The organism is Streptomyces sp. CA-106110 (assembly GCF_050936285.1).
Classification (GTDB): domain Bacteria; phylum Actinomycetota; class Actinomycetes; order Streptomycetales; family Streptomycetaceae; genus Streptomyces.
Window position 1 is genome coordinate 11,523,396 of sequence record NZ_JBNJNB010000001.1, and the last position, 17,544, is coordinate 11,540,939.

The window sequence follows — 17,544 nt, forward strand, 5'->3', positions numbered from 1 at the left end:
GCAACCCAAAACAACCACGGGACACCACGATGAAGACTCTCGGTTTCCTTTCCTTCGGCCACTACCAGCCCGTACCGGGCTCACACACCCGCACCGCCCGCGACGCGTTGACTCAGACCATCGAGCTGGCGATCGCCGCCGAGGAGATCGGGATCGGCATGGCGGGCGTGCGCGTACACCATTTCGCCCGCCAAGCGTCCACCCCCTTTCCCTTGCTCGCCGCCATCGCCGCACGCACACACCGGATCGAGATCGGCACGGCCGTCATCGACATGCGCTACGAGAGCCCCTACGCCATGGCCGAGCAAGCCGCGGCGGCAGACCTCATCAGCGGAGGACGACTGCAACTGGGACTCAGCCGCGGATCACAGGAGGTGGCGCTCCGCGGATACGAGGCATTCGGGCACGTCCCCGCAGAGGGGACGAGCGACGCCGACATGGCGCGCAATTACACCGCCCAGTTCCGCCTCGCCATCGCCGGACACCCCATCGCATCGACCGACCCGGCCGCAGGCCCTTCCATCGGACTTCCAGTTGAACCCCACTCGCCGGGCCTCGCCGAACGCATCTGGTGGGGCTCCTCGACGCGCGCAAGCGCCGTCTGGACTGCCGAGCAGGGCATGAACCTCATGAGCAGCACACTGCTGTCCGAGGACACCGGAACGCCCTTCGACGAACTCCAGCGCGAGCAGATCGACATCTACCGCGAGACATGGCACTCGGCGGGCCACAAACACACCCCGCGCGTGTCCGTCAGCCGCAGTGTCCTGCCCATCACCAGTGACGAGGACCGCCTGTACTTCGGGGACGGCCGCACAGCGAACAACCGCGACCAGGTCGGAATCCTCAACGGAGCGATATCCCGGTTCGGCCGCAGCTACATCGGCCCGCCAGACGTCATCGCGAAGGAACTCGCCGCCGACGCGGCCGTCGCCGCCGCGGACACCCTCCTCCTGACCATCCCGAACCAACTCGGCGTCGACTACAACACGCGCATCCTCCAGACAATCGCCGACCATATCGCCCCGCACCTGCCGTAGAGAATGAGCGCATGCTGGCGTTACCACGCCCCATCGGCCCCACCCGTACCGGCTCTGGCTGGCGGTAGGCGAACGGGAACCGCGTTCGTTCCATGACCGACTGCGCGACGGCAGCTCCCGGAGGAGCCAGGCGGCCGTGTGCGAAGCCACCAGCGACTTGGCTGCGATGCTGCTCTGTACTCCGAATCCTGCCGGCTGAACGTGGTGACAGCGCCTGAACCCGGTGGCAGCCATGAGAGACCGTCGCCTATCTGGTGAGGGGAAGACTCCAGGGACGTCATGGCGCCGTCCAGCAACACACTGCGCAAGCACCTGAAAGCCAGTCAAAGCAAAAGCGCTTCTGCGTCTCATCGGGCCGTTGCGCGGGCGGAAGTGCGGAGACGTAGACCGGCCCTGCCTCGCACCGTTTACCCAAAAGGACACAACGTGAGACTGCGCATCACATGCCGCACCCCGATCACGGCCGGTGCCCTCCTCCTGGTCTGCATCTTCGAGACACCGCCGGCGCGACCTGGCCGACCGTCCGCCGCGAGCTCGACCGAGTCCACCCCGGCACCTTCACCTTCCCCACCGGCCTGTTCCGGCAGGCTTGAGCCCGCAGGCGTTCGAGGGCCTGCGCCTCGCCGGTCGCATGGCCCGCCGGCCCGACCTCACGCTCGCCACAGAGGACTTCACGCGCCTGTCCTGACACGGGCGGGTGCACCAAACGCCGCTCCGGCCCGTGCGCCGCGCCGATGCCCCGCACCGTCGGTGCGGGGCATCGTGGCACTGCGCTGATGTGGCGCGTGCGCGAGGACGGGGCGATTAGCGGGCGAGGCGGGGGAAGAGTGCCTCGGCGTTGCCGCGGTCGATGGCTTCGGCCTGGCCCGTGGTGAAGTCGGGGTAGGTCTCCAGGAAGTCGTTGTAGTAGGTGCCGGCCTCCTGCGGGGCGAAGGGCCAGTCGCTGCCGTAGAGGACGTGGCCGGGTTCGGCGAAGGCGAGCAGGGCCGGCAGGGCGGAGGGGCTCGCGGACAGGGCGGTGTCGAAGTAGAACCGCTTCAGGTCGCGCAGAATGTCGTCCGCCTTGCGGTCCCGGTCCACGACGGTGGAGGTCAGGCCGGAGATGCGGTAGGCGGCATACGGCAGGAAGCCGCCGCCGTGGGAGAGGATCACCTGCACGTCGCGGTACCGGTCCATGACGCCGTTCAGCACCATGTTCAGGGCGGTGCGGGTAGTGTCGAAGACGTAGTCCGCGAGCGGGGCGGGAGTGCCGGGCAGCAGTGTCATCGGCGGCTGCGCGGGGTGGACGAAGACGTTCGCGGCGCGGCGGTCCAGCTCGGCCCACAGGGGCTCGAAGTCCGGGTCGCCGAGGTACTTGCCGTGGGCGTTGGACATCAGGACAACGCCGTCGGCCCCGAGGACGTCGAGGGCATGGACGGCCTCGGCGACGGCAGCGTCGACGTCGGGCAGGGGGATGCTGGCGAAGTGACCGAACCGGTCCGGATTGTCCTTGACGACCTCGGCGCCCTGCTCATTGACGGCGCGGGCCAGATCGCGGGCGGCCGCGTCGTCGCCGAGGTGGACGCCGGGCGAGGTGACGGACATGACGCCGGTGGCGATGCCCTGCTGGTCCATCATCGCGATCGCGCTCTGCGGGCTCCAGGCGGGGATGGCCCAGCCGCCGGAGTTCAGGCCGCGCGCGGCCAGGGTGTCGGCCCAGACCGGCGGGACGATGTGCTGGTGAACATCGATGCGTGCGGGGAAATCCACGACTCCAAGCCTCCTAAAGTTTAGCTTGCTAACGAAGTCTCTTAGTAAGCTAACAGTCATGCGAGAGTCGAGCAAGCACGAAGAGAACGACCTCCAGGACTCAGCCGGAGACGAGGCGGGCATCCCGGAGCTGGCGCAGGCCGCCGACCGGCTGTTCTATGCCATGCGCCGCTCTCGGGCGGCCACGATGGGCCGCTCCGGGGCAGGGCTCTCCATGGCGCAGCTCACCCTGCTGGAGCCCCTCGCTGCGGACGCTCGGAGTGAGGGCCTACCGGTCGGCAGGCTCGCCGTCACCGCCGAGGTCAGCGTCCCCACCGCCACCCGCATGCTCAAGCAGCTCGAAGCGGTGGGCGTGGTCACGCGGCAGCGCTCCCCGCACGACGAGCGTCAGGTCCTCATCCGCCTCACCGAGGACGGCGCCGACCGGCTCGCGTCGATGCGGGCGGAACTGCGGGCGCGCCAGTCCAAGGCGCTGTCGCACTTCACCCCTCAGGAACGCCGCGAACTCGCCGCGCAGCTCGAGCGCCTCGCCGGCGTCATCGGCGACACCGTCCCCCGGCCGGCCGAAGGGGAGGCCGCGCAGCACTGACGCAGCCCGATGTCCAACCGCCCCGTGTCGAGACGACGGATGACGGCCGGGGCCAGTTGGCCCGTCAGCAGGGCGAGCAGGGCGGTGTTGGCCTCGAATGCCCGAGCGGCGAGCACCCGGCGCGGAGTGCGGCGATCCGTCCCAACTGTTGCCCGCCCGGCAGCAGATGGCCTTCACGCCCGGCTTCCACATCACCCTCGTGTCGTTCCGAGTCGCCCAATACCCGGGTCCATTGGGCGCCCGCCGCGCCTGTCGTCATTCGTTCGTTTGACGACAGGCGAATGGCAGCTTGCCGGTGGTCAAGCCCCGCATCTTCTCTCAGGCCTCGCTGGGTGCCCCTGTGATGATCGGGGTGCGGCTCTGGTCGACGGCCTGGCTGCTGGGCCCCGACGGCGCCGATCCGGGCGATGCGCGGCACGCCGATGACCTTCAGGACTCCATCCCGTGAGCACTACCAGAATCGACGTGGTAACGATAAAAATCGACACTGTGTAGACTTTTGCTGGAGGAGCGACCCGGCTCCTCGCGAGACCTCTCTGGAGGAGCAGTGCAGCAGCAGAAGTGGCTCGTCACCGGCGTCAGCACGGGCCTTGGACGTGCCTTCGCCCAAGCCGCCCTGACCGCCGGGCACACCGTCGTCGGCACGGTCCGCTCCGAGGAGGACCTGCGGGCCTTCGAAGGGCTCAAGCCCGGGGACGCGCACGGCCGCATCCTGGATGTGACCGACGACGCCGCCGTCTCGAGTGTCATCACGGAGGTGGAGCAGAGCGTCGGCCCCCTGGATGTCGTTGTCGCCAACGCGGGCTACGGCCTGGAGGGCACCTTCGAGGAAACCCCGCTGGCCGATGTGCGACGGCAGTTCGAAGTCAACGTGTTCGGTGCAGTGGCCACCCTGCAGGCGGCGCTGCCCCACATGCGCCAGCGCCGCCGCGGACACCTGATGGCCGTCACCTCCATGGGCGGGCTCATGGCCGTGCCCGGCATGTCCGCCTACTGCGGCAGCAAGTTCGCCCTGGAAGGCATCCTCGAGGCACTGGGCAAGGAAGTCGCGCAGTTCGGAATCCACGTGACGGCGATCGAGCCCGGTTCCTTCCGCACCGACTGGGCCGGACGGTCCATGACACGTGCCGCACGGACCGTCGACGACTACGACGAGCTGTTCACCCCCATCCGCGAAGCGCGCCAGAAGGCCAGCGGCAATCAGCTGGGCAATCCGGCCAAAGCCGGCGACGCCCTCGTGCACATCGCGTCGGTCGACCAGCCGCCGGCCCACCTCGTCCTGGGCTCGGACGCGCTGCGACTGGTCACCGCCGCCCGCACGGCCGTGGACGAGGACATCCGCGCATGGGAGCCCCTCTCCCGTACCACCGACTTCGCCGAGGGCGCTCAGCTCTGATGCCCGGCCACCACCCCGCGCGGAGCCGACGCACCACCGAACGCAAGGGTGATGTCCGGGAGCGGGCCATCCTCGACACCTGCGAAGCTCTGCTAGCGCAACAGGGCTACGACGCCATGACCGTTGGCGACATCGCGCAGGGCGCCGGCATCACACGTGGCGCTCTCTACTTCTACTTCGGCTCCAAGCAAGAAGTGGTCACGGCGCTCGTGGCCCGGACCGTCGAGCACCTGTGGGAGCGGTCCCGGGCCACCGCGCAGACCGACGAGCCACGCCAGGCCATCGCAGCAGCCATGCAGCGCACGGTCGAGCTGTGGAACGAACACGGCCTGGTCATGCGCACAGCGATCGACCTGTCGTTGACCGTGCCGGAGATCGGCGAACTGTGGAACCACACGGCCGACTTGTTCATCACGGCCATCACCGCCGTCCTGGAACGCGCCGGCATCCAGGCCGGCACCGAACCAGAACAGGCCACAGCGATGGCACGCGCCCTGTGCTGGATGATCGAGCGGACCTTCTACCACGCCTCGCAAGAGTCCCGCGAGGAGTTGCAAAAGGCATCTTCGACCTGCGAACACATCTGGCTGACCAGCGCCGGTCTGATCACCTGAGGTATCCGCCATGGACGCAGTAAGGCGCGGAACCATGAAGTTCGGGTCGGGCCTTGCCCCCGTGAAGCGGACACCTATTCGTGTCGTTATGCGGCGAGGGTACTGGTGACCAGATGCTGTTCGTAGGCGATCGGAGCCCAGCTCTTCACCCCAGGGCCGCCGCCGGTCTGCCCTGGGGGGCGCGCGGCCCGGGCACGGCGTCCCGGGCCGTCAGGTCCAGGTCGAGGCGTCTGTTCATGTCCAGCTCGAACCGGCCGTAGGGATTCACCGGGTTCCTCCGATTCCTCCCCGGCCTTCAGGTCGGGGAGGAATCGGGCTCCTGCGGAGCAGGGCGGGGAAAGGGCAATCGCCGCCGGGGTGATTGGCCGTCGACCACGGGGCGGGGTGAGCAGGCCCGCTTTGATCAGGAGCTCTCAACTGTCGGTCCTCCCGGATGGATTCGGGTTCATGGCGACGGACGCGATGACGGATGGGGATGCGGGGCATGCCCGGTACACGTATCGTCTTCGTGTGTCCGCCGGCGCGCGGGCTGCGCTCGAAGCGGAGTGGGACCGGTGCCGTTGGATTTGGAACGAGTGCGTGGCCAGGTCCAAGGCCGTGTACCTGCACAACAAGGTGCGTTCCGGGGACAAGCTGACGTGTGGTCCAGCGCAGCTGGACAAGATGCTGACCGGGGCGCGTCGGGTGACGTCGTGGCTCGCGCGGGGCGCGAGTGTGCCGCAGCAGCAGGTCGTACGCGACTTCGCGACATCGCGGGCGAAAGGGCTGGGGGACATCAAGGCCCGGCTGCCGATGCGGCAGCGTGCGGGGATGCCCCGCTGGAAGAAGAAGCGGGAGGCCGATCCGTCTGAAGTTCCCCCCTGATCTTGGACAGCGGATGCTTACGCTGCGGGGGTGAAGTCGTGCTGCAGCCTGGCTCGGGTTTCGAGTGGGGTGAGGTACCCGAACTCGGGGTGTTTGCGGAGCCTGGTGCGGTTGTATTCGACTTCGATGAAGCGGAAGACGTCGGCGCGAGCCGCCTCGCGGCTCTCCCAGACGGTCGTGCCGATCTCCGCTTTGAGCAAACCGAAAAAGCTCTCGGCTGCGGCGTTATCGTAGCATATGCCGGTTCTCCCCATACTCTGCCTCAGGTTCAACTTCCTTATTTTCCGGCAGAATTCGCTACTCGTGTACTCGCTGCCGCGGTCGGTGTGCATGATGCAGCCGGGCTGCAACTGGCCGCGCCCGGCGGCCATCTCCAGCGCGTCGGTAACCAGTTCAGCGCGGTGGTGATCGGCCATCGCGTACCCGATCACCTCGCGTGTCGCCAGGTCGATGACCGTCGCCAGGTACCACCAGCCCTCGATCGTCGCCAGATACGTAATGTCCCCGACGAGCTTCGTGCCGGGTTCGGCGGCGGTGAAGTCGCGGCCGACCAGGTCCGGGGCCGGGGCGGCCTTGGTGTCCTGCTTCGTCAGGTACCGGCGCTTGCGGCGGGTCACGCCTCGGATATCGCGCTCCCGCATGATCCGTTCAACCTTCTTCCGGTTGATCGCATGGCCCTTGCGCCGCAGCGCGGCGTGCACGCGCGGGGCGCCGTAGGCACCACGCGACTTCCCGTGGATCTCCCGTATCTCCTCAGCGAGTTCGTCCTCGGCGCGCTGCCGCTCGGCGACGGCCGGCCGACTTGCCAGCCAGAAGTAGTACGTGGCGCGCGAGACCTTCAGTACACGGCACAGCAGCGCAACGCTGTAGCCATCGGGGTTGCCCTCGGTGGCCTTCTCCGCATCGATGAAGAGGCACACCTCGCCTACTTCACGATCTCCTTCGCGAAGAAGGCCGCTGCTTTTACCAGGATCTCGTTCGCCTTCTTCAGCTCGGCGGCCTCACGACGCAACCGCCGCAGCTCGTCCCGCTCATCACTGGTCAGCGCGCCAGCGGGCCCCTCGCCGCGGTCGACCTTCGCCTGCTTGACCCAGCCGCGCAGCCCCTCGGCACTCACGCCGAGCTCCCGGGCGACCTCGGTCACGTTCCGACCGGAGGAGCGAACCAGCTCCACCGCGTCCTGCTTGAACTCGGGCGTGTACCGCTTGCTCATGTTGCTCTTGCCACTCAACCTGGACTGCTTCCTCTGGGACCCAACCGTCCCAGTATCAGGCTGTCCAGCTCAGCGGGGGAACTTCAGTCGTTGAACTACACCCGGCGTGGGTTTTGTCTCAAGGACGGGCGCCTGCACCTGGCGGGCGGGATCGTGCTGAGGGTGGTGTGGTCGCGCCGGCTGCCCAAGGCGCCGTCCTCGGTGCGCGGGTACCGCGACAGTATCGGGCATTGGTATGCGTCCTTCGTGACCGCCGCCACCACTGAGCACCTGCCGGAGACCGGCCGCGTGATCGGGATCGACTGGGGCGTCAAGGAGAGTGCGACCACCACGAGCGACGATTACGGCCTTCCCCACGCCCAGCACGGGAAGAAGGCCCAGGCGAAGCTCTCGCGCTATGACCGGATGATGGCCCGACGCCGACCGGCCAAGGGGCAGGCCGCCTCGAAGGGCTACCGCGAGGCGAAGAAGCTGCGCGCGAAGGCGTACGCCAAGGTCGCCGGGCAGCGTCAGGACACTGGCCGCAAGTGGGCCAAGTCCGTGGTCTGCGGCCATGACCGGATCGCGGTGGAAGACTTCCGCCCGAAGTTCCTTGCGAAGACCGCCATGGCCGAGAAGGCGGCCGACGCCGCTATCTCGCAAGCCAAGCGCGCCCTGATCGAGATGGGCCGCAAGCATGGGCGGGGTGTGCGCCTGGTGCATCCCGCGTACACCACGATGGAGTGCGCAGACTGCGGAGCGAGAACCAAGCACGCGCTGCCTCTCTGGGAACGAACGTATACCTGCACGCGATGCGGAGCCGTGCGCCCTCGGGACAAGGATTCCGCGTTCGTGATGCTGGTCCGGGCGGGTTGGTGCCCGGCAGGTGCTGAGGGCGTAAGACCTTCCGGGCCGCCGGCCCGGAAGGCTGCCTGAGCCTGGAATCCCCACACACGCCCCAAGGCGCCCCGCAAGGGGCGTCCGGCCGCAAGGCCGGACGGGAACCCCCCGCCTTCAGACGGGGGAGCCTTCAAATCCTGGTACGAGCACTCCAGTCACCGCGGCTGCGCCTTCCTCAACGCGGCCGCCGAATCCGCCGCAGACGATGCAGTGACCGCTGCCGTACGGGCCGAGAAGCAGTGGTTGCTGGACGTACTGCATGGCCTGTGCGAGGAAGCCAAGTGCGACGCACCGGGCGAACTCGCCTCGCAACTGCTGCTGCTGATCGGCGGAGTCACCGCACGGGTCCTCGTACACGGACCCGGCCAGGCAAGCGAAGCCATGGCAGCTGCCGCGCACGCCGCAGCGGCGCTCCTCACGGCTGCCCCCGGCGCCATGACCAGTCTTAAGGACCGCCCAGGGCAGCGATCGATGCGGCTCGCATTGGGCGTGGCCCTGTAAGGGATGAGCCTCGCCATGCTGGTGAAAGCCGACTTCGGCGCCGATCCGTGGACGGTGTTCACTCAGGGTCTCTCGCCGGTCACCGGGTTCTCCCTGGGCCAGACCACCATCATCATTTCACCGGGTTCCTCCGAGGATGCCCCGGCCTTCAGGCCGGGGAGGAATCGGACTCCTGCGGAGCAGGACAGGAAATAGGGGTTTCGCCTCCAGGGCGAAAGACCGTCCACCCGCGACGAGGTGAGCAAGCCCGTGGCGATCAAGAGGCCTCAACTGTCAGTCCCCCCGGGTAGGTTCGGATGCATGACGACAGACGCGACCACGGAGGGGGCCGGGCATGCCCGGTACTCCTTCCGTGTGCGCCTGTCGGCTACCGCGCGGCGCGCACTTGAAGCGGAGTGGGACCGCTGCCGGTGGCTCTGGAATGAATGCGTCGCCAAGTCCAAGCAGGTCCACCAGCAGAGCAAGGAGTCCGGAGAGAAGCTGACGTGTGGTCCGGCGCAGCTCGACAGGATGCTGACCGAGGCGCGTCGGGTTGACGCCGTGGCTGGCCGAGGGTGCCTCGGTGCCGCAGCAGCAGGTGATTCGGGACTTCGCCAAGTCGCGGGCGAAGGCGCTGAAGGACATCAAGGACCGGCTTCCGGTGCACCGCCGGGCCGGGATGCCCCGCTTCAAGCGCAAGCGGGACAGCCGCCCGAGCCTGAACTACACCCGGCGGGGTTTCCGTCTGAAGGACGGTCGTCTGCACCTTGCGGGCCAGATCGTGCTGAGCGTGGTGTGGTCGCGGGCTCTTCCGGCCGACCCGTCGAGTGTGCGCGTGTACCAGGACACGCTCGGGCACTGGTATGTGTCCTTCGTCGCCCCTGCGCGGACCGAACCGCTTGCCCTCACGGGGCGGGTGCTCGGGGTGGACTGGGGTGTGAAGGAGACGGCCACCACCACGGATGACGCCTACGATCTCCCGCATGCCGAGCACGGCAAGCGGGCCGCGCAGGGGCTCGCCCGCTACCAGCGGATGATGGCCCGGTGCCGGCGTCCGAAGGGCCGGCCCGCATCCAAGGGCTACCGGAAGGCGCAGGCACAGGCCGCGAAGTTGCACAAGAAGGTCGCGCGGCAGCGGGAGGACACCGGCCGCAAGTGGGCCAAGTCCGTGATGCGTGATCATGACGGGGTGGCGGTGGAGGACTTCCGCCCGAAGTTCCTCGCGAAAACCACGATGGCCCGCAAGGCGGCCGATGCCGCCATCGCCGCCACCAAACGCGCTCTGGTCGAGATGGGGCGCAAGCACGCACGGGACGTCCGTCTCGTGCACCCGGCGCACACCACGATGGACTGTGCGCAGTGCGGAGCGAGAACCAAGCACGCACTACCTCTCTCGATGAGAACCTATGCCTGCACCGTGTGCGGAGCCGTCTCGCCCAGGGACAAGAACTCCGCCCGCGTGATGCTGGTCCGGGCAGGTTGGAACCCGGACGGTGCCGAGGGCGTAAGACCACCTGAGCCGCCGGCTCAGGTGGCGGCCTGAGCCGTGAATCCCCACATCAGCCCTGGAGGGTGGAGAATCCCCTCCCTTCAAGGAGGGGAGCCTTCAATGGCACTCCTGGCCCTGTGGGGCCCACTGCGCCAGCGCCCCGCGTGGGCACGGCCGCGAACGCGTTGCTGGTGGGCCCGTTTCTGGATCTGGGGATCGCCTGGATCCCCACACCGGACTCTTGGGGCGTGCGCGTGCTGTTCCTGGCGATGTCCGTGGTTGGCGTCGCCGTCGCCACAGCACTGTATGTCGGGGTCGGGTGGGGGCCCGGACCGCGCGACGGGCTGATGACAGGGCTGACGCAACGCGCGGTGCCACTCATCGCCGCCCGGGCGGGAATCGAGGTGACGGTGCTCATCGTCGGCTGGCTGCTGGGCGGCAACGTGGGCCTGGCCACCGTGGTCTTCGCTGCAGGCATCGGGCCACTGGTCGGCTACGCCCTGCCAAGACTGACTCTGCCCACTGAGGGGTGACCGGCGGCGGCCGGCGGCGACCGACTCGAGGAGTGGATCGTCGACGCCGAGCAGGACACTGGCCCCACTGGCGTCCTTCGCCTCAATCTCCGGTGCGACTTTGACACCGTCCGCAACGGCCTGGTCCTGCCCCTCAGTTCCGGCGCATAGAACGCCGGGAGAAAACGACCTCTCATGAATCGAGGCCAGGTCCACACGGCGCGACGAGCCTGGCCCTCCCAGTCCCCCGGCTTGAGAGGACTCTGGGCCGCCATCATCGCCGTTCCTAATGTCAGTGGTGAGTTGAGCGGGGCACCAGTCCCCGCCGCTTTCCATCGGCCCCCTCGTGGGACCGACGACCCAAAAGGAGAAGCTGATGACCGACCCGGCCCTCAAGGAGTGGTACCTGCGCTACGTGGCGGCGCTCAACGCCCACGAGCTCGGCGGCTTGGACGAGTTCATCGCCGACGACGTCGTGCTGAACGGCGACCCGGGCACCCGCGACGACGTCATCGCGGTCCTGACGCACGAAATCGACGCCGTTCCGGACCTCCACTGGGAGGTCAAGGAGCTGCTGTTTGACCGGGACCGGATCGCCGTGCGCGCGACCAACACCGGCACCCCGGTGAAGGAGTGGCTCGGCGTTCCTCCCTCCGGCGCCTCCTTCGAGATCGTCGAATACGCCATCTACAGGGTCAGCGACGGCCGGTTCGTACAGATGACGTCGCTGCACGACTCGGCCGACATGCTGCGGCAGTTGGCCGCCTGACCAAGGCAGCCACCGGCGCGGCGCCCTGGGATCTCCCAGGGCGCCGCGGCGCCCTCACCGGCCAGCCCGCTACCTGTGGTAGCTGGACCTGTTCAGGCCCAGGACCTCGCAGTACCGCTTCACCTCGAAGGCGTCCCGGTGGTCGTCGACGAGCTGGAAGCGGCTCTTTTCAGGGTTGCGCCAGCGAGTCATTGATTTGAGCGCGGCCTTGGTGGCCGAGGTCAGAGCGATACCCGCTACCCCCGGGGGGGCCAGACGCTTGCCGCCTCCCGGCACGGCGACGACCGGCTGGGCGGCCGCAGCGCGAGAGCGGTCGCCCAGCCGATGCCGCTCGTCGATCTGCAACGACCGCCGACACCACGGTCGCGGACTTCGACCTCGCCGAGACCTCGATCCGCTACGGCGGCTACGGCGGGATCGCCCACCATCGCGTCCACTCCCCGAGTGTTCGACCGCGACCGCAGCGAATTGGTCGACGGCGAACCGCGGCAAGCGCGGCCTCGCTGCAGTCGACCGGGAACTCTACGTTCCGCGTTTCTCGACCTTCGCCCCGGACCGCTGCCGCGACGCAGACCTCGACGTAGTCTGCGACGATTTATGTGAACTACGTGACCGGCCATCTCGGCGACGCTGACGCGGCCCGCGTCAGGCCTGGGGCCGCTGGTCAGCTTGACCGAGCACGGTACGGAACAGAGTGTCGCGCAGAGCCAGCTCGCGCGGGTCGTCCCAGATACGGAAGCCGGAACGGTTCGGCGCGTAGGCGAAGCTGATTCCGGTAGCGGGGTCGGCGAAGGCGAATGAGCCGCCCGCGCCGGGACAGCCGAAGGCCCGGCCATCGTCGCTACCGAAGCGGAAGGCGGGGAAGGGCTTCCAGAATCCGAGCGAGTACCTGGTGTCGACGTGCAGCACGAGGTCGCGGCGTCCCTCGGTGGGATCCACGGCGGGGGCGGCGAGCTCGTCGAGCGTGCCGGGGGTAAGCCTCAGCAGCGGACCACCGTTCAGCGCGTCCGCATAGAGGGCGGCGATCGATCGCACCTGACCGGTCCCGTTGCCGCTGGGCAGCTCCAGGGCGAGCACCTCCGGCTGATTGACTGCCTCCACTCCGGCGGTGGCCTGGTTGGTGGTGAACGTCCGCCCGGTCAACGTGGTGGGGTCGTTCAAGGCTGCCACGAATGCGGCCGGCATCTCGTCGATGTGCTCGGTCAGCTCGGCGTTGTCGAAGCCGTGGATGGTCGCGATACGCTCGCGACTGACGTCGCCGCGCACGCCGATGTAGAACTCGGCGCCCTGTGGGCGCACGTCCTCGGTCAGGACCGTGCTCAGCGAACGGTGCTGCGGGTCGACCCGCAGCAGTAGGGCGTCCTCGTAGAATCCGATCGTGGCGGCGTGATAGCCGTGTCTGTTGCCCGGCGTCCACAACGGAACGGCATCGGCCAGCAACGCGTCGAGCAGATTCGGGTTGCGTGGCTCGGCGAGGGTGATCGGCCGTGCCAGCGCGGACAGTCCCGCCTGGTGGGCCAGCAGTTGTCGGATGGTGATGGCGGACTTGCTGTGTGCGGCGAACTCGGGCCAGTAGTCCGCGACCGGCCGGTCGTAGTCGATTTGCCCGCGGTCACGGGCACGAGCGATCAGCAAGCCCGCCACTCCCTTGGTACTGGAGTAGACGGTGACTATGGTGTCCTCGGCCCAGGGGGTGCGCTGATGCCCGTCGCGGTAACCGCCCCACAGGTCAACGGCCTTGCGGCCGTCCTGGTAGACCGCGAAGGCGGCGCCGATCTCGCCACGTTCGGTGAAGTTGCGGGCGAACTCGTCGGCCAGCGGCCCGAAGCCCTCGTCGACATCGCCACCGAGTCCCCCGTCCACCATCTCGGTCTGCACTACGATCAGGGCTCCTCTCGACGTTCATAATCGCCTCACCACCAGGCTGAGGCCGGTGGTGAGGTGATTGGTCCAGGTGGCAGGTTTGGGCGCGCCGGCGCAGACCTGTCAGTGATGGTGAGACTCGACCAGGACGGGGCCAGCGGTGCCTGTACACCGAGGCGTGGCCCATGAGGGTGTCCGTTACCGGCGCAGGGCCGAGAGCAGTGCGGCGCCCGCGATCGCTGCAAGACCGCCGATGAGCAGTGGCGTGCTGTCTGTGGCGAGGTCGATGAGGAAGCCGCCGGTGACCGCGCCGACGGTGATGCCGATGTTGGAGGCGGTCACAAGGACCCCGCCGATCTGCTCCAGCTGTGTCGGCTGGGTCCGGGATCCCCAGCTCATCAACGTGGTCGGCACACCCCCGAATCCGAAACCCCATACCGTTGCCGCGGTGAACAGGCCGGCGATCGAACCGCCGGCAACGAACATGAGGAGCATCCCGGCGCCGAGTACTCCCGGGAACAGGAGCATCCCCGCTCGTGGTGCACGGTCGGCCAGGGGGCCGCTGAGAGCCGTGCCGAGGAAGAGAGCGAGGCCGAACACGAGCAGCAGCACGGCGAAGCCACCACCATCGATCCCGGACAGGCTCACGGCGGCCGGTCGAATGTAGGTGAACCCGCTGAAGTGGCCGCTGAAGATCAGCAGGATCGCGAACAGGCCGGCGAGGACGATGCGGGAGCGCAGCACCGACCCGAGTGCTCGCAGTCCGCTCGACGCGGTGGGCGCGATATGGGGGAGTACCGACGCCTGTAGGAGCAGCGCGAGGACCGCGACCGCGGCGCCGAGCAGGAACACTTCCCGCCAGCCCCAGATCTCGCCCAGCCATGTGCCCAGCGGTACGGCGGCGATGGTGGCGACCGAGACGCCGGAGTTGATGACGGTCAGTGCGCGGCCGATATGGTCGGCGTGTACCAGGTGCGCGGCCATCGCGGTCGCCATCGCCCAGAACCCGCCGAGCGCGATGCCCAGCAGGAGCCGCGCGGACAGGAGCACGACGAGGTTGGGCGCGAAGGCGACGATTACGTCCGAGACGGCAGCCAGAAGCGTCAGCCCGATCATGACTCGTCGCCGGTCGGCGCGCGGCAGGACCACCGAGATCAGCAGAGCCGACAGGGCGGCGGAGAACGCGGTGACGCTGACGGCTTGTCCCGCTTCACCCGACTTGACGCCGAGGCCGGCGGCCATGCGGGGGAGGAGACTCGCAGGCAGGAACTCCGACATGATGATTGCGAAGATCCCCAGCCCCAAAGAGGCGACAGCTGCCCACGACGAGGACTCGCGGGTGGTCGACGTCACGGCGGATCCGGTCGATACGCTCATCGGTGCCCTACCTCTGTACGCGCTCCGGCGATCAGTGAGACGGTCATGTGCGTCCTTTCAGGCGTTCAGCGGCCCGAAAGGGCCACTGAACACGCTATGAACAGCCAAGATGCGCACCTAGAGTCCCCTTGAGCCTGGGGTCTGACAGGGCCCCCTCTGATGCCGCCGCAGCGACTTAGACTCAGGTGCATGAACGAATCCACCAACGCTCTGGGGGTCTACCTGCGGGCCCGACGCGACTTGGTGACGCCGCAGCAAGCCGGTATCCCCGAGACCGGTGTACGGCGTGTGCCGGGACTGCGGCGGGAGGAAGTGGCCATGCTCGCCGGCATCAGCGCGGACTACTACCTGCGGCTGGAACGGGGCCTGGACCGCAACCCGTCACCCCAAGTGCTCGAGTCGATCGCTCGTGTCCTGCACCTCGACGACGACGGCCTCACCCACCTGCTCACGCTCGTCACGGACGTTCCCCGGCGGCGCAGACGCCGGCCGCGTCAACAGACTCCGCCGACGGGTGCGCTGAAGCTGTTGGCTTCCCTCGTCCAGCCCGCGTTCATCGAGAACCGGTACTTCGACGTTCTGGCCTCCAACGCCCTGGCCCGAGCCATCGATCCCCGTCTGGCCGTCGGCGGCAACCAGCTCCGGGACATGTTCCTCGACCCAGCGGGACAGGCGCTGTACCCGGAGTGGACGGTCGCCACGGAATGCCTTATGGCCGGCCTGCGGCAGGCCGTCGGCAAAGACATCGACGACCCCCGCTTCATCGAACTCACCGGAGAGCTCACGCTGGCCAGTCCTCGGTTCCGTCAGCTCTGGGCCAAGCATGAAGTGCGGAGGCAGACCGGGGGTGTCGTCCGCTTCGACCACCCTCAGGTCGGGGACCTCGCCCTCAACCGGGAGCGCATGAGCATCGCCGGTGCCGAGGGCATGATGCTCGTCGTGTTCCACCCGGAACCCGGATCCAGCGACGCGGACAAGCTGTCGCTACTGGCCTCTGCGGCCATGCCCTCCTCGGCCACCTCGCACGAGGCTGGCAGGCCCGCATGACGACGATCGGAATCATCGGAGCAGGCCAGGTCGGATCCCAGATCGCCCGCGCGGCGATCGCCAACGGATACACCGTCGTCATCGCGAACTCGCGCGGCCCGGAAACCCTCACGCGTCTCATCGCCGACTTGGGACCGTCCGCACGTGCCGCGACCGCCGCACAGGCCGCCACGGCCGGCGACTTCGCCGTCATCGCCGCGCCACTCAAACTCGTCAACAACATGCCCGCCGAGGAACTCGCCGGCAAGATCGTGCTCGACACGAACAACTACACCATCTATCGCGACGGCAATTTCCCCGTGATCGATTCAGGGGAGAAGACCGTCCATGAGCTGCGGCAGGAGCAACTGCCGAAATCGAAGGTGGCCACGGCGTTCACCCTCATCCGGGCCGCGATCCTGTTGCACAGGGGCCGGCCCGCCGGGGCCCCGGACCGCCTGGCGCTGACGGTCTCGAGCGACTTCCCCGAGGCGGTCGAGTTGGTGACCCGGCTCAACGACCAGTTCGGGTACGACACCGTCGACAATGGCCCGTTGAGCGAGTCCTGGCGGTTCGGCCCCGGTACCCCCGCGTGGCGCCGTGCCGATGGTACAAGGGAGGGGGGCCAGGGCCGCGAGGAACTTGTCCGCAACCTGAAGGCAGCGACCCGGCCGCGACCGGAACAGTAAATGATCTCGGCCGGCTTCGCGGTGACTCCGCCGCCGGCATCGACCCGGCGTGGGGTGGCACGAAACCAGGCAGAGCGTCCCTGTTCGGGTAGGGGCGAACGCAGTACAGGCACGGTCAGCTGGCCAGGGTCTGTTGCGTGATCGTCTTCTGTCCGGGTTCATCCGGTGAGTCCGACGGCTGTCAGGGGCCCGTTCCAGTGGCGGGCGGTTTCGCGTAGGGCGGCGACGATGTTGATGTGGCCGTCCTGGCGGTGGACGCTGATCGCGAGGTTGCGCAGACCGGCCCTGACGCGGGGGAGCCGGCCGACATGGATCTTGGAGTCGTCCTCGCGGAAGGTGCGGTCGCGGACGTGGTGCAGAAGATTTTCGATCCTCCGGTGGCCTCGGATCCAGGCGGCGAGTTGGGTGCCGCTCGCGATGCCGGGCGGCAGGCTGGTGATCAGGTAGACGTGCTCGATGGTGAGCTTGCCGCTGGTGAAGTCCTTCCTCCAACGCACGACTTGGAGGGCCTGGCGGGCTTCGGGATAGTCGAGCTGGGCGAAGGCCGCGGTCTTCAGGCGGCGGATCTCGACGCGGTGGTGGGCCCGGGTGCGCTCGATGTGATCCAGGCGGACGTCTCTCCAGGGCAGGCCGCGCAGACGGTCGGGGAACGACGGTGACCGGCAGGTGACTGGCCCTCAGTCGGCCCATGTGGACAGTTCGCAGCTCAGAGCACCACTCGCCCAACCTCGCTCCTAGAGAGGTGTTCACGCCCCTCGATCACTTGGGCCACCGAGCCCTCAACCGTCCGATAAGGGGGTGGTGTTGAGATCGAGCTGGACGAGTTCGATGATGCCGCGGGCGGCGTCTGGCTTCACTGGCGACTGCACGACCGCACCCGGGAAAGGGTCCGGGCGCACGCAGCCGGGACACAGGCCGGACGGGCTGCGCGCCAAGGCGGCCGACCGGGCTCTGTCGCTGCTTTCGAGGCCGCCCGGCCCACGGTGATGCTGCGC

Annotated in this window: 19 protein-coding genes and 2 pseudogenes; 13 read left to right on the forward strand and 8 right to left on the reverse strand. The window is 68.1% G+C overall.

From position 1 onward, the window contains the following. Positions 1–29 precede the first annotated feature (29 nt). Entirely contained in the window at positions 30–1,040 is a 1,011-nt protein-coding gene (locus tag ACQEXA_RS53250; protein WP_432921829.1) for an LLM class flavin-dependent oxidoreductase, read from the forward strand. An 804-nt stretch (positions 1,041–1,844) separates the two neighbouring features. Here ACQEXA_RS53250 and ACQEXA_RS53255 read toward each other — a convergent pair. Next, positions 1,845–2,789, reverse strand: coding sequence for an amidohydrolase family protein (locus ACQEXA_RS53255; protein WP_432921826.1), 945 nt, complete (start codon positions 2,787–2,789; stop codon positions 1,845–1,847). A gap of 58 nt (positions 2,790–2,847) precedes the next feature. On the opposite strand from ACQEXA_RS53255, the gene ACQEXA_RS53260 reads away from it, so the two are divergent. From ACQEXA_RS53260 to ACQEXA_RS53275, 4 genes are all read left to right on the forward strand, one after another. Continuing rightward, positions 2,848–3,378 carry a MarR family winged helix-turn-helix transcriptional regulator gene (locus ACQEXA_RS53260; protein ID WP_432921823.1) on the forward strand — a complete coding sequence of 177 codons (531 nt, stop codon included), beginning with the start codon at positions 2,848–2,850 and terminating at the stop codon, positions 3,376–3,378. A 295-nt stretch (positions 3,379–3,673) separates the two neighbouring features. After that, complete coding sequence (locus ACQEXA_RS53265) at positions 3,674–3,826, forward strand: hypothetical protein (protein ID WP_432921820.1); 153 nt, start codon at positions 3,674–3,676, stop codon at positions 3,824–3,826. A gap of 99 nt (positions 3,827–3,925) precedes the next feature. Further along, positions 3,926–4,774: an oxidoreductase gene (locus ACQEXA_RS53270; protein WP_432921817.1), complete on the forward strand. Its 849-nt coding sequence runs from the start codon at positions 3,926–3,928 to the stop codon at positions 4,772–4,774. Continuing rightward, the gene (locus tag ACQEXA_RS53275) at positions 4,774–5,388 is read left to right on the forward strand and encodes a TetR/AcrR family transcriptional regulator (RefSeq protein WP_432921814.1); all 615 of its coding nucleotides are present in this window, start codon (positions 4,774–4,776) and stop codon (positions 5,386–5,388) included. The genes ACQEXA_RS53270 and ACQEXA_RS53275 overlap by 1 nt, the downstream gene beginning before the upstream one ends. 145 nt (positions 5,389–5,533) lie before the next feature. Here the strand turns inward: ACQEXA_RS53275 and ACQEXA_RS53280 are convergent, their stop codons facing one another. Beyond that, positions 5,534–5,656: a hypothetical protein gene (locus ACQEXA_RS53280; RefSeq protein ID WP_432921811.1), complete on the reverse strand. Its 123-nt coding sequence runs from the start codon at positions 5,654–5,656 to the stop codon at positions 5,534–5,536. 179 nt (positions 5,657–5,835) lie between these two features. Between ACQEXA_RS53280 and ACQEXA_RS53285 the strand changes: the two are divergent. Next, positions 5,836–6,237: pseudogene (locus ACQEXA_RS53285) on the forward strand (RNA-guided endonuclease TnpB family protein); the annotation flags it as partial. Positions 6,238–6,269: 32 nt separating this feature from the next. Here the strand turns inward: ACQEXA_RS53285 and ACQEXA_RS53290 are convergent. Both ACQEXA_RS53290 and ACQEXA_RS53295 read right to left on the reverse strand, forming a co-directional pair. Next, positions 6,270–7,172 (reverse strand): IS3 family transposase, encoded by a 903-nt coding sequence (locus ACQEXA_RS53290; RefSeq protein ID WP_433133688.1) that lies wholly within the window; start codon positions 7,170–7,172, stop codon positions 6,270–6,272. Positions 7,173–7,177: 5 nt separating this feature from the next. Continuing rightward, positions 7,178–7,483, reverse strand: coding sequence for a transposase (locus ACQEXA_RS53295; RefSeq protein WP_432921475.1), 306 nt, complete (start codon positions 7,481–7,483; stop codon positions 7,178–7,180). Here ACQEXA_RS53295 and ACQEXA_RS53300 point away from each other — a divergent pair. From ACQEXA_RS53300 to ACQEXA_RS53320, 5 genes and pseudogenes are all read left to right on the forward strand, one after another. Then, positions 7,433–8,380 carry an RNA-guided endonuclease InsQ/TnpB family protein gene (locus tag ACQEXA_RS53300; RefSeq protein ID WP_433134803.1) on the forward strand — a complete coding sequence of 316 codons (948 nt, stop codon included), beginning with the start codon at positions 7,433–7,435 and terminating at the stop codon, positions 8,378–8,380. The two genes, ACQEXA_RS53295 and ACQEXA_RS53300, sit on opposite strands and share 51 nt — an antisense overlap. A 174-nt stretch (positions 8,381–8,554) precedes the next feature. After that, positions 8,555–8,845 carry a hypothetical protein gene (locus ACQEXA_RS53305; protein ID WP_432921805.1) on the forward strand — a complete coding sequence of 97 codons (291 nt, stop codon included), beginning with the start codon at positions 8,555–8,557 and terminating at the stop codon, positions 8,843–8,845. A 300-nt stretch (positions 8,846–9,145) separates the two neighbouring features. Then, positions 9,146–10,367: pseudogene (locus tag ACQEXA_RS53310) on the forward strand (RNA-guided endonuclease InsQ/TnpB family protein). 110 nt (positions 10,368–10,477) lie between these two features. Continuing rightward, the gene (locus ACQEXA_RS53315) at positions 10,478–10,846 is read left to right on the forward strand and encodes a YczE/YyaS/YitT family protein (RefSeq protein ID WP_432921799.1); all 369 of its coding nucleotides are present in this window, start codon (positions 10,478–10,480) and stop codon (positions 10,844–10,846) included. 355 nt (positions 10,847–11,201) lie between these two features. Continuing rightward, positions 11,202–11,594, forward strand: a complete 393-nt coding sequence (locus tag ACQEXA_RS53320; RefSeq protein ID WP_359412456.1) for an ester cyclase — start codon at positions 11,202–11,204, stop codon at positions 11,592–11,594. A gap of 69 nt (positions 11,595–11,663) precedes the next feature. Here the strand turns inward: ACQEXA_RS53320 and ACQEXA_RS53325 are convergent, their stop codons facing one another. From ACQEXA_RS53325 to ACQEXA_RS53335, 3 genes are all read right to left on the reverse strand, one after another. Further along, a complete protein-coding gene (locus ACQEXA_RS53325) occupies positions 11,664–11,939 on the reverse strand; it encodes a hypothetical protein (protein ID WP_433134840.1) in 276 nt (91 codons plus the stop codon). Between the two features lie 300 nt (positions 11,940–12,239). Beyond that, positions 12,240–13,472 carry a serine hydrolase domain-containing protein gene (locus tag ACQEXA_RS53330; protein WP_433133690.1) on the reverse strand — a complete coding sequence of 411 codons (1,233 nt, stop codon included), beginning with the start codon at positions 13,470–13,472 and terminating at the stop codon, positions 12,240–12,242. A gap of 183 nt (positions 13,473–13,655) precedes the next feature. Then, a complete protein-coding gene (locus ACQEXA_RS53335; RefSeq protein WP_432921790.1) occupies positions 13,656–14,834 on the reverse strand; it encodes an MFS transporter in 1,179 nt (392 codons plus the stop codon). Positions 14,835–15,023: 189 nt separating this feature from the next. On the opposite strand from ACQEXA_RS53335, the gene ACQEXA_RS53340 reads away from it, so the two are divergent. Continuing rightward, the gene (locus tag ACQEXA_RS53340; RefSeq protein WP_432921787.1) at positions 15,024–15,881 is read left to right on the forward strand and encodes a helix-turn-helix domain-containing protein; all 858 of its coding nucleotides are present in this window, start codon (positions 15,024–15,026) and stop codon (positions 15,879–15,881) included. After that, entirely contained in the window at positions 15,878–16,549 is a 672-nt protein-coding gene (locus tag ACQEXA_RS53345; RefSeq protein ID WP_432921784.1) for an NADPH-dependent F420 reductase, read from the forward strand. Before ACQEXA_RS53340 ends, ACQEXA_RS53345 begins: the two co-directional genes overlap by 4 nt. Before the next feature lie 158 nt (positions 16,550–16,707). Here the strand turns inward: ACQEXA_RS53345 and ACQEXA_RS53350 are convergent, their stop codons facing one another. Next, positions 16,708–17,046 (reverse strand): hypothetical protein, encoded by a 339-nt coding sequence (locus ACQEXA_RS53350; protein ID WP_432921781.1) that lies wholly within the window; start codon positions 17,044–17,046, stop codon positions 16,708–16,710. Positions 17,047–17,544 lie beyond the last annotated feature (498 nt).

Coding starts and splice junctions, on each gene's coding strand:
- ACQEXA_RS53250 (WP_432921829.1), top strand. CDS start 30: ATGAAGACTCTCGGTTTCCTTTCCTTCGGCCACTACCAGCCCGTACCG.
- ACQEXA_RS53260 (WP_432921823.1), top strand. CDS start 2,848: ATGCGAGAGTCGAGCAAGCACGAAGAGAACGACCTCCAGGACTCAGCC.
- ACQEXA_RS53275 (WP_432921814.1), top strand. CDS start 4,774: ATGCCCGGCCACCACCCCGCGCGGAGCCGACGCACCACCGAACGCAAG.
- ACQEXA_RS53320 (WP_359412456.1), top strand. CDS start 11,202: ATGACCGACCCGGCCCTCAAGGAGTGGTACCTGCGCTACGTGGCGGCG.
- ACQEXA_RS53335 (WP_432921790.1), bottom strand. CDS start 14,834: ATGAGCGTATCGACCGGATCCGCCGTGACGTCGACCACCCGCGAGTCC.
- ACQEXA_RS53340 (WP_432921787.1), top strand. CDS start 15,024: ATGAACGAATCCACCAACGCTCTGGGGGTCTACCTGCGGGCCCGACGC.
- ACQEXA_RS53345 (WP_432921784.1), top strand. CDS start 15,878: ATGACGACGATCGGAATCATCGGAGCAGGCCAGGTCGGATCCCAGATC.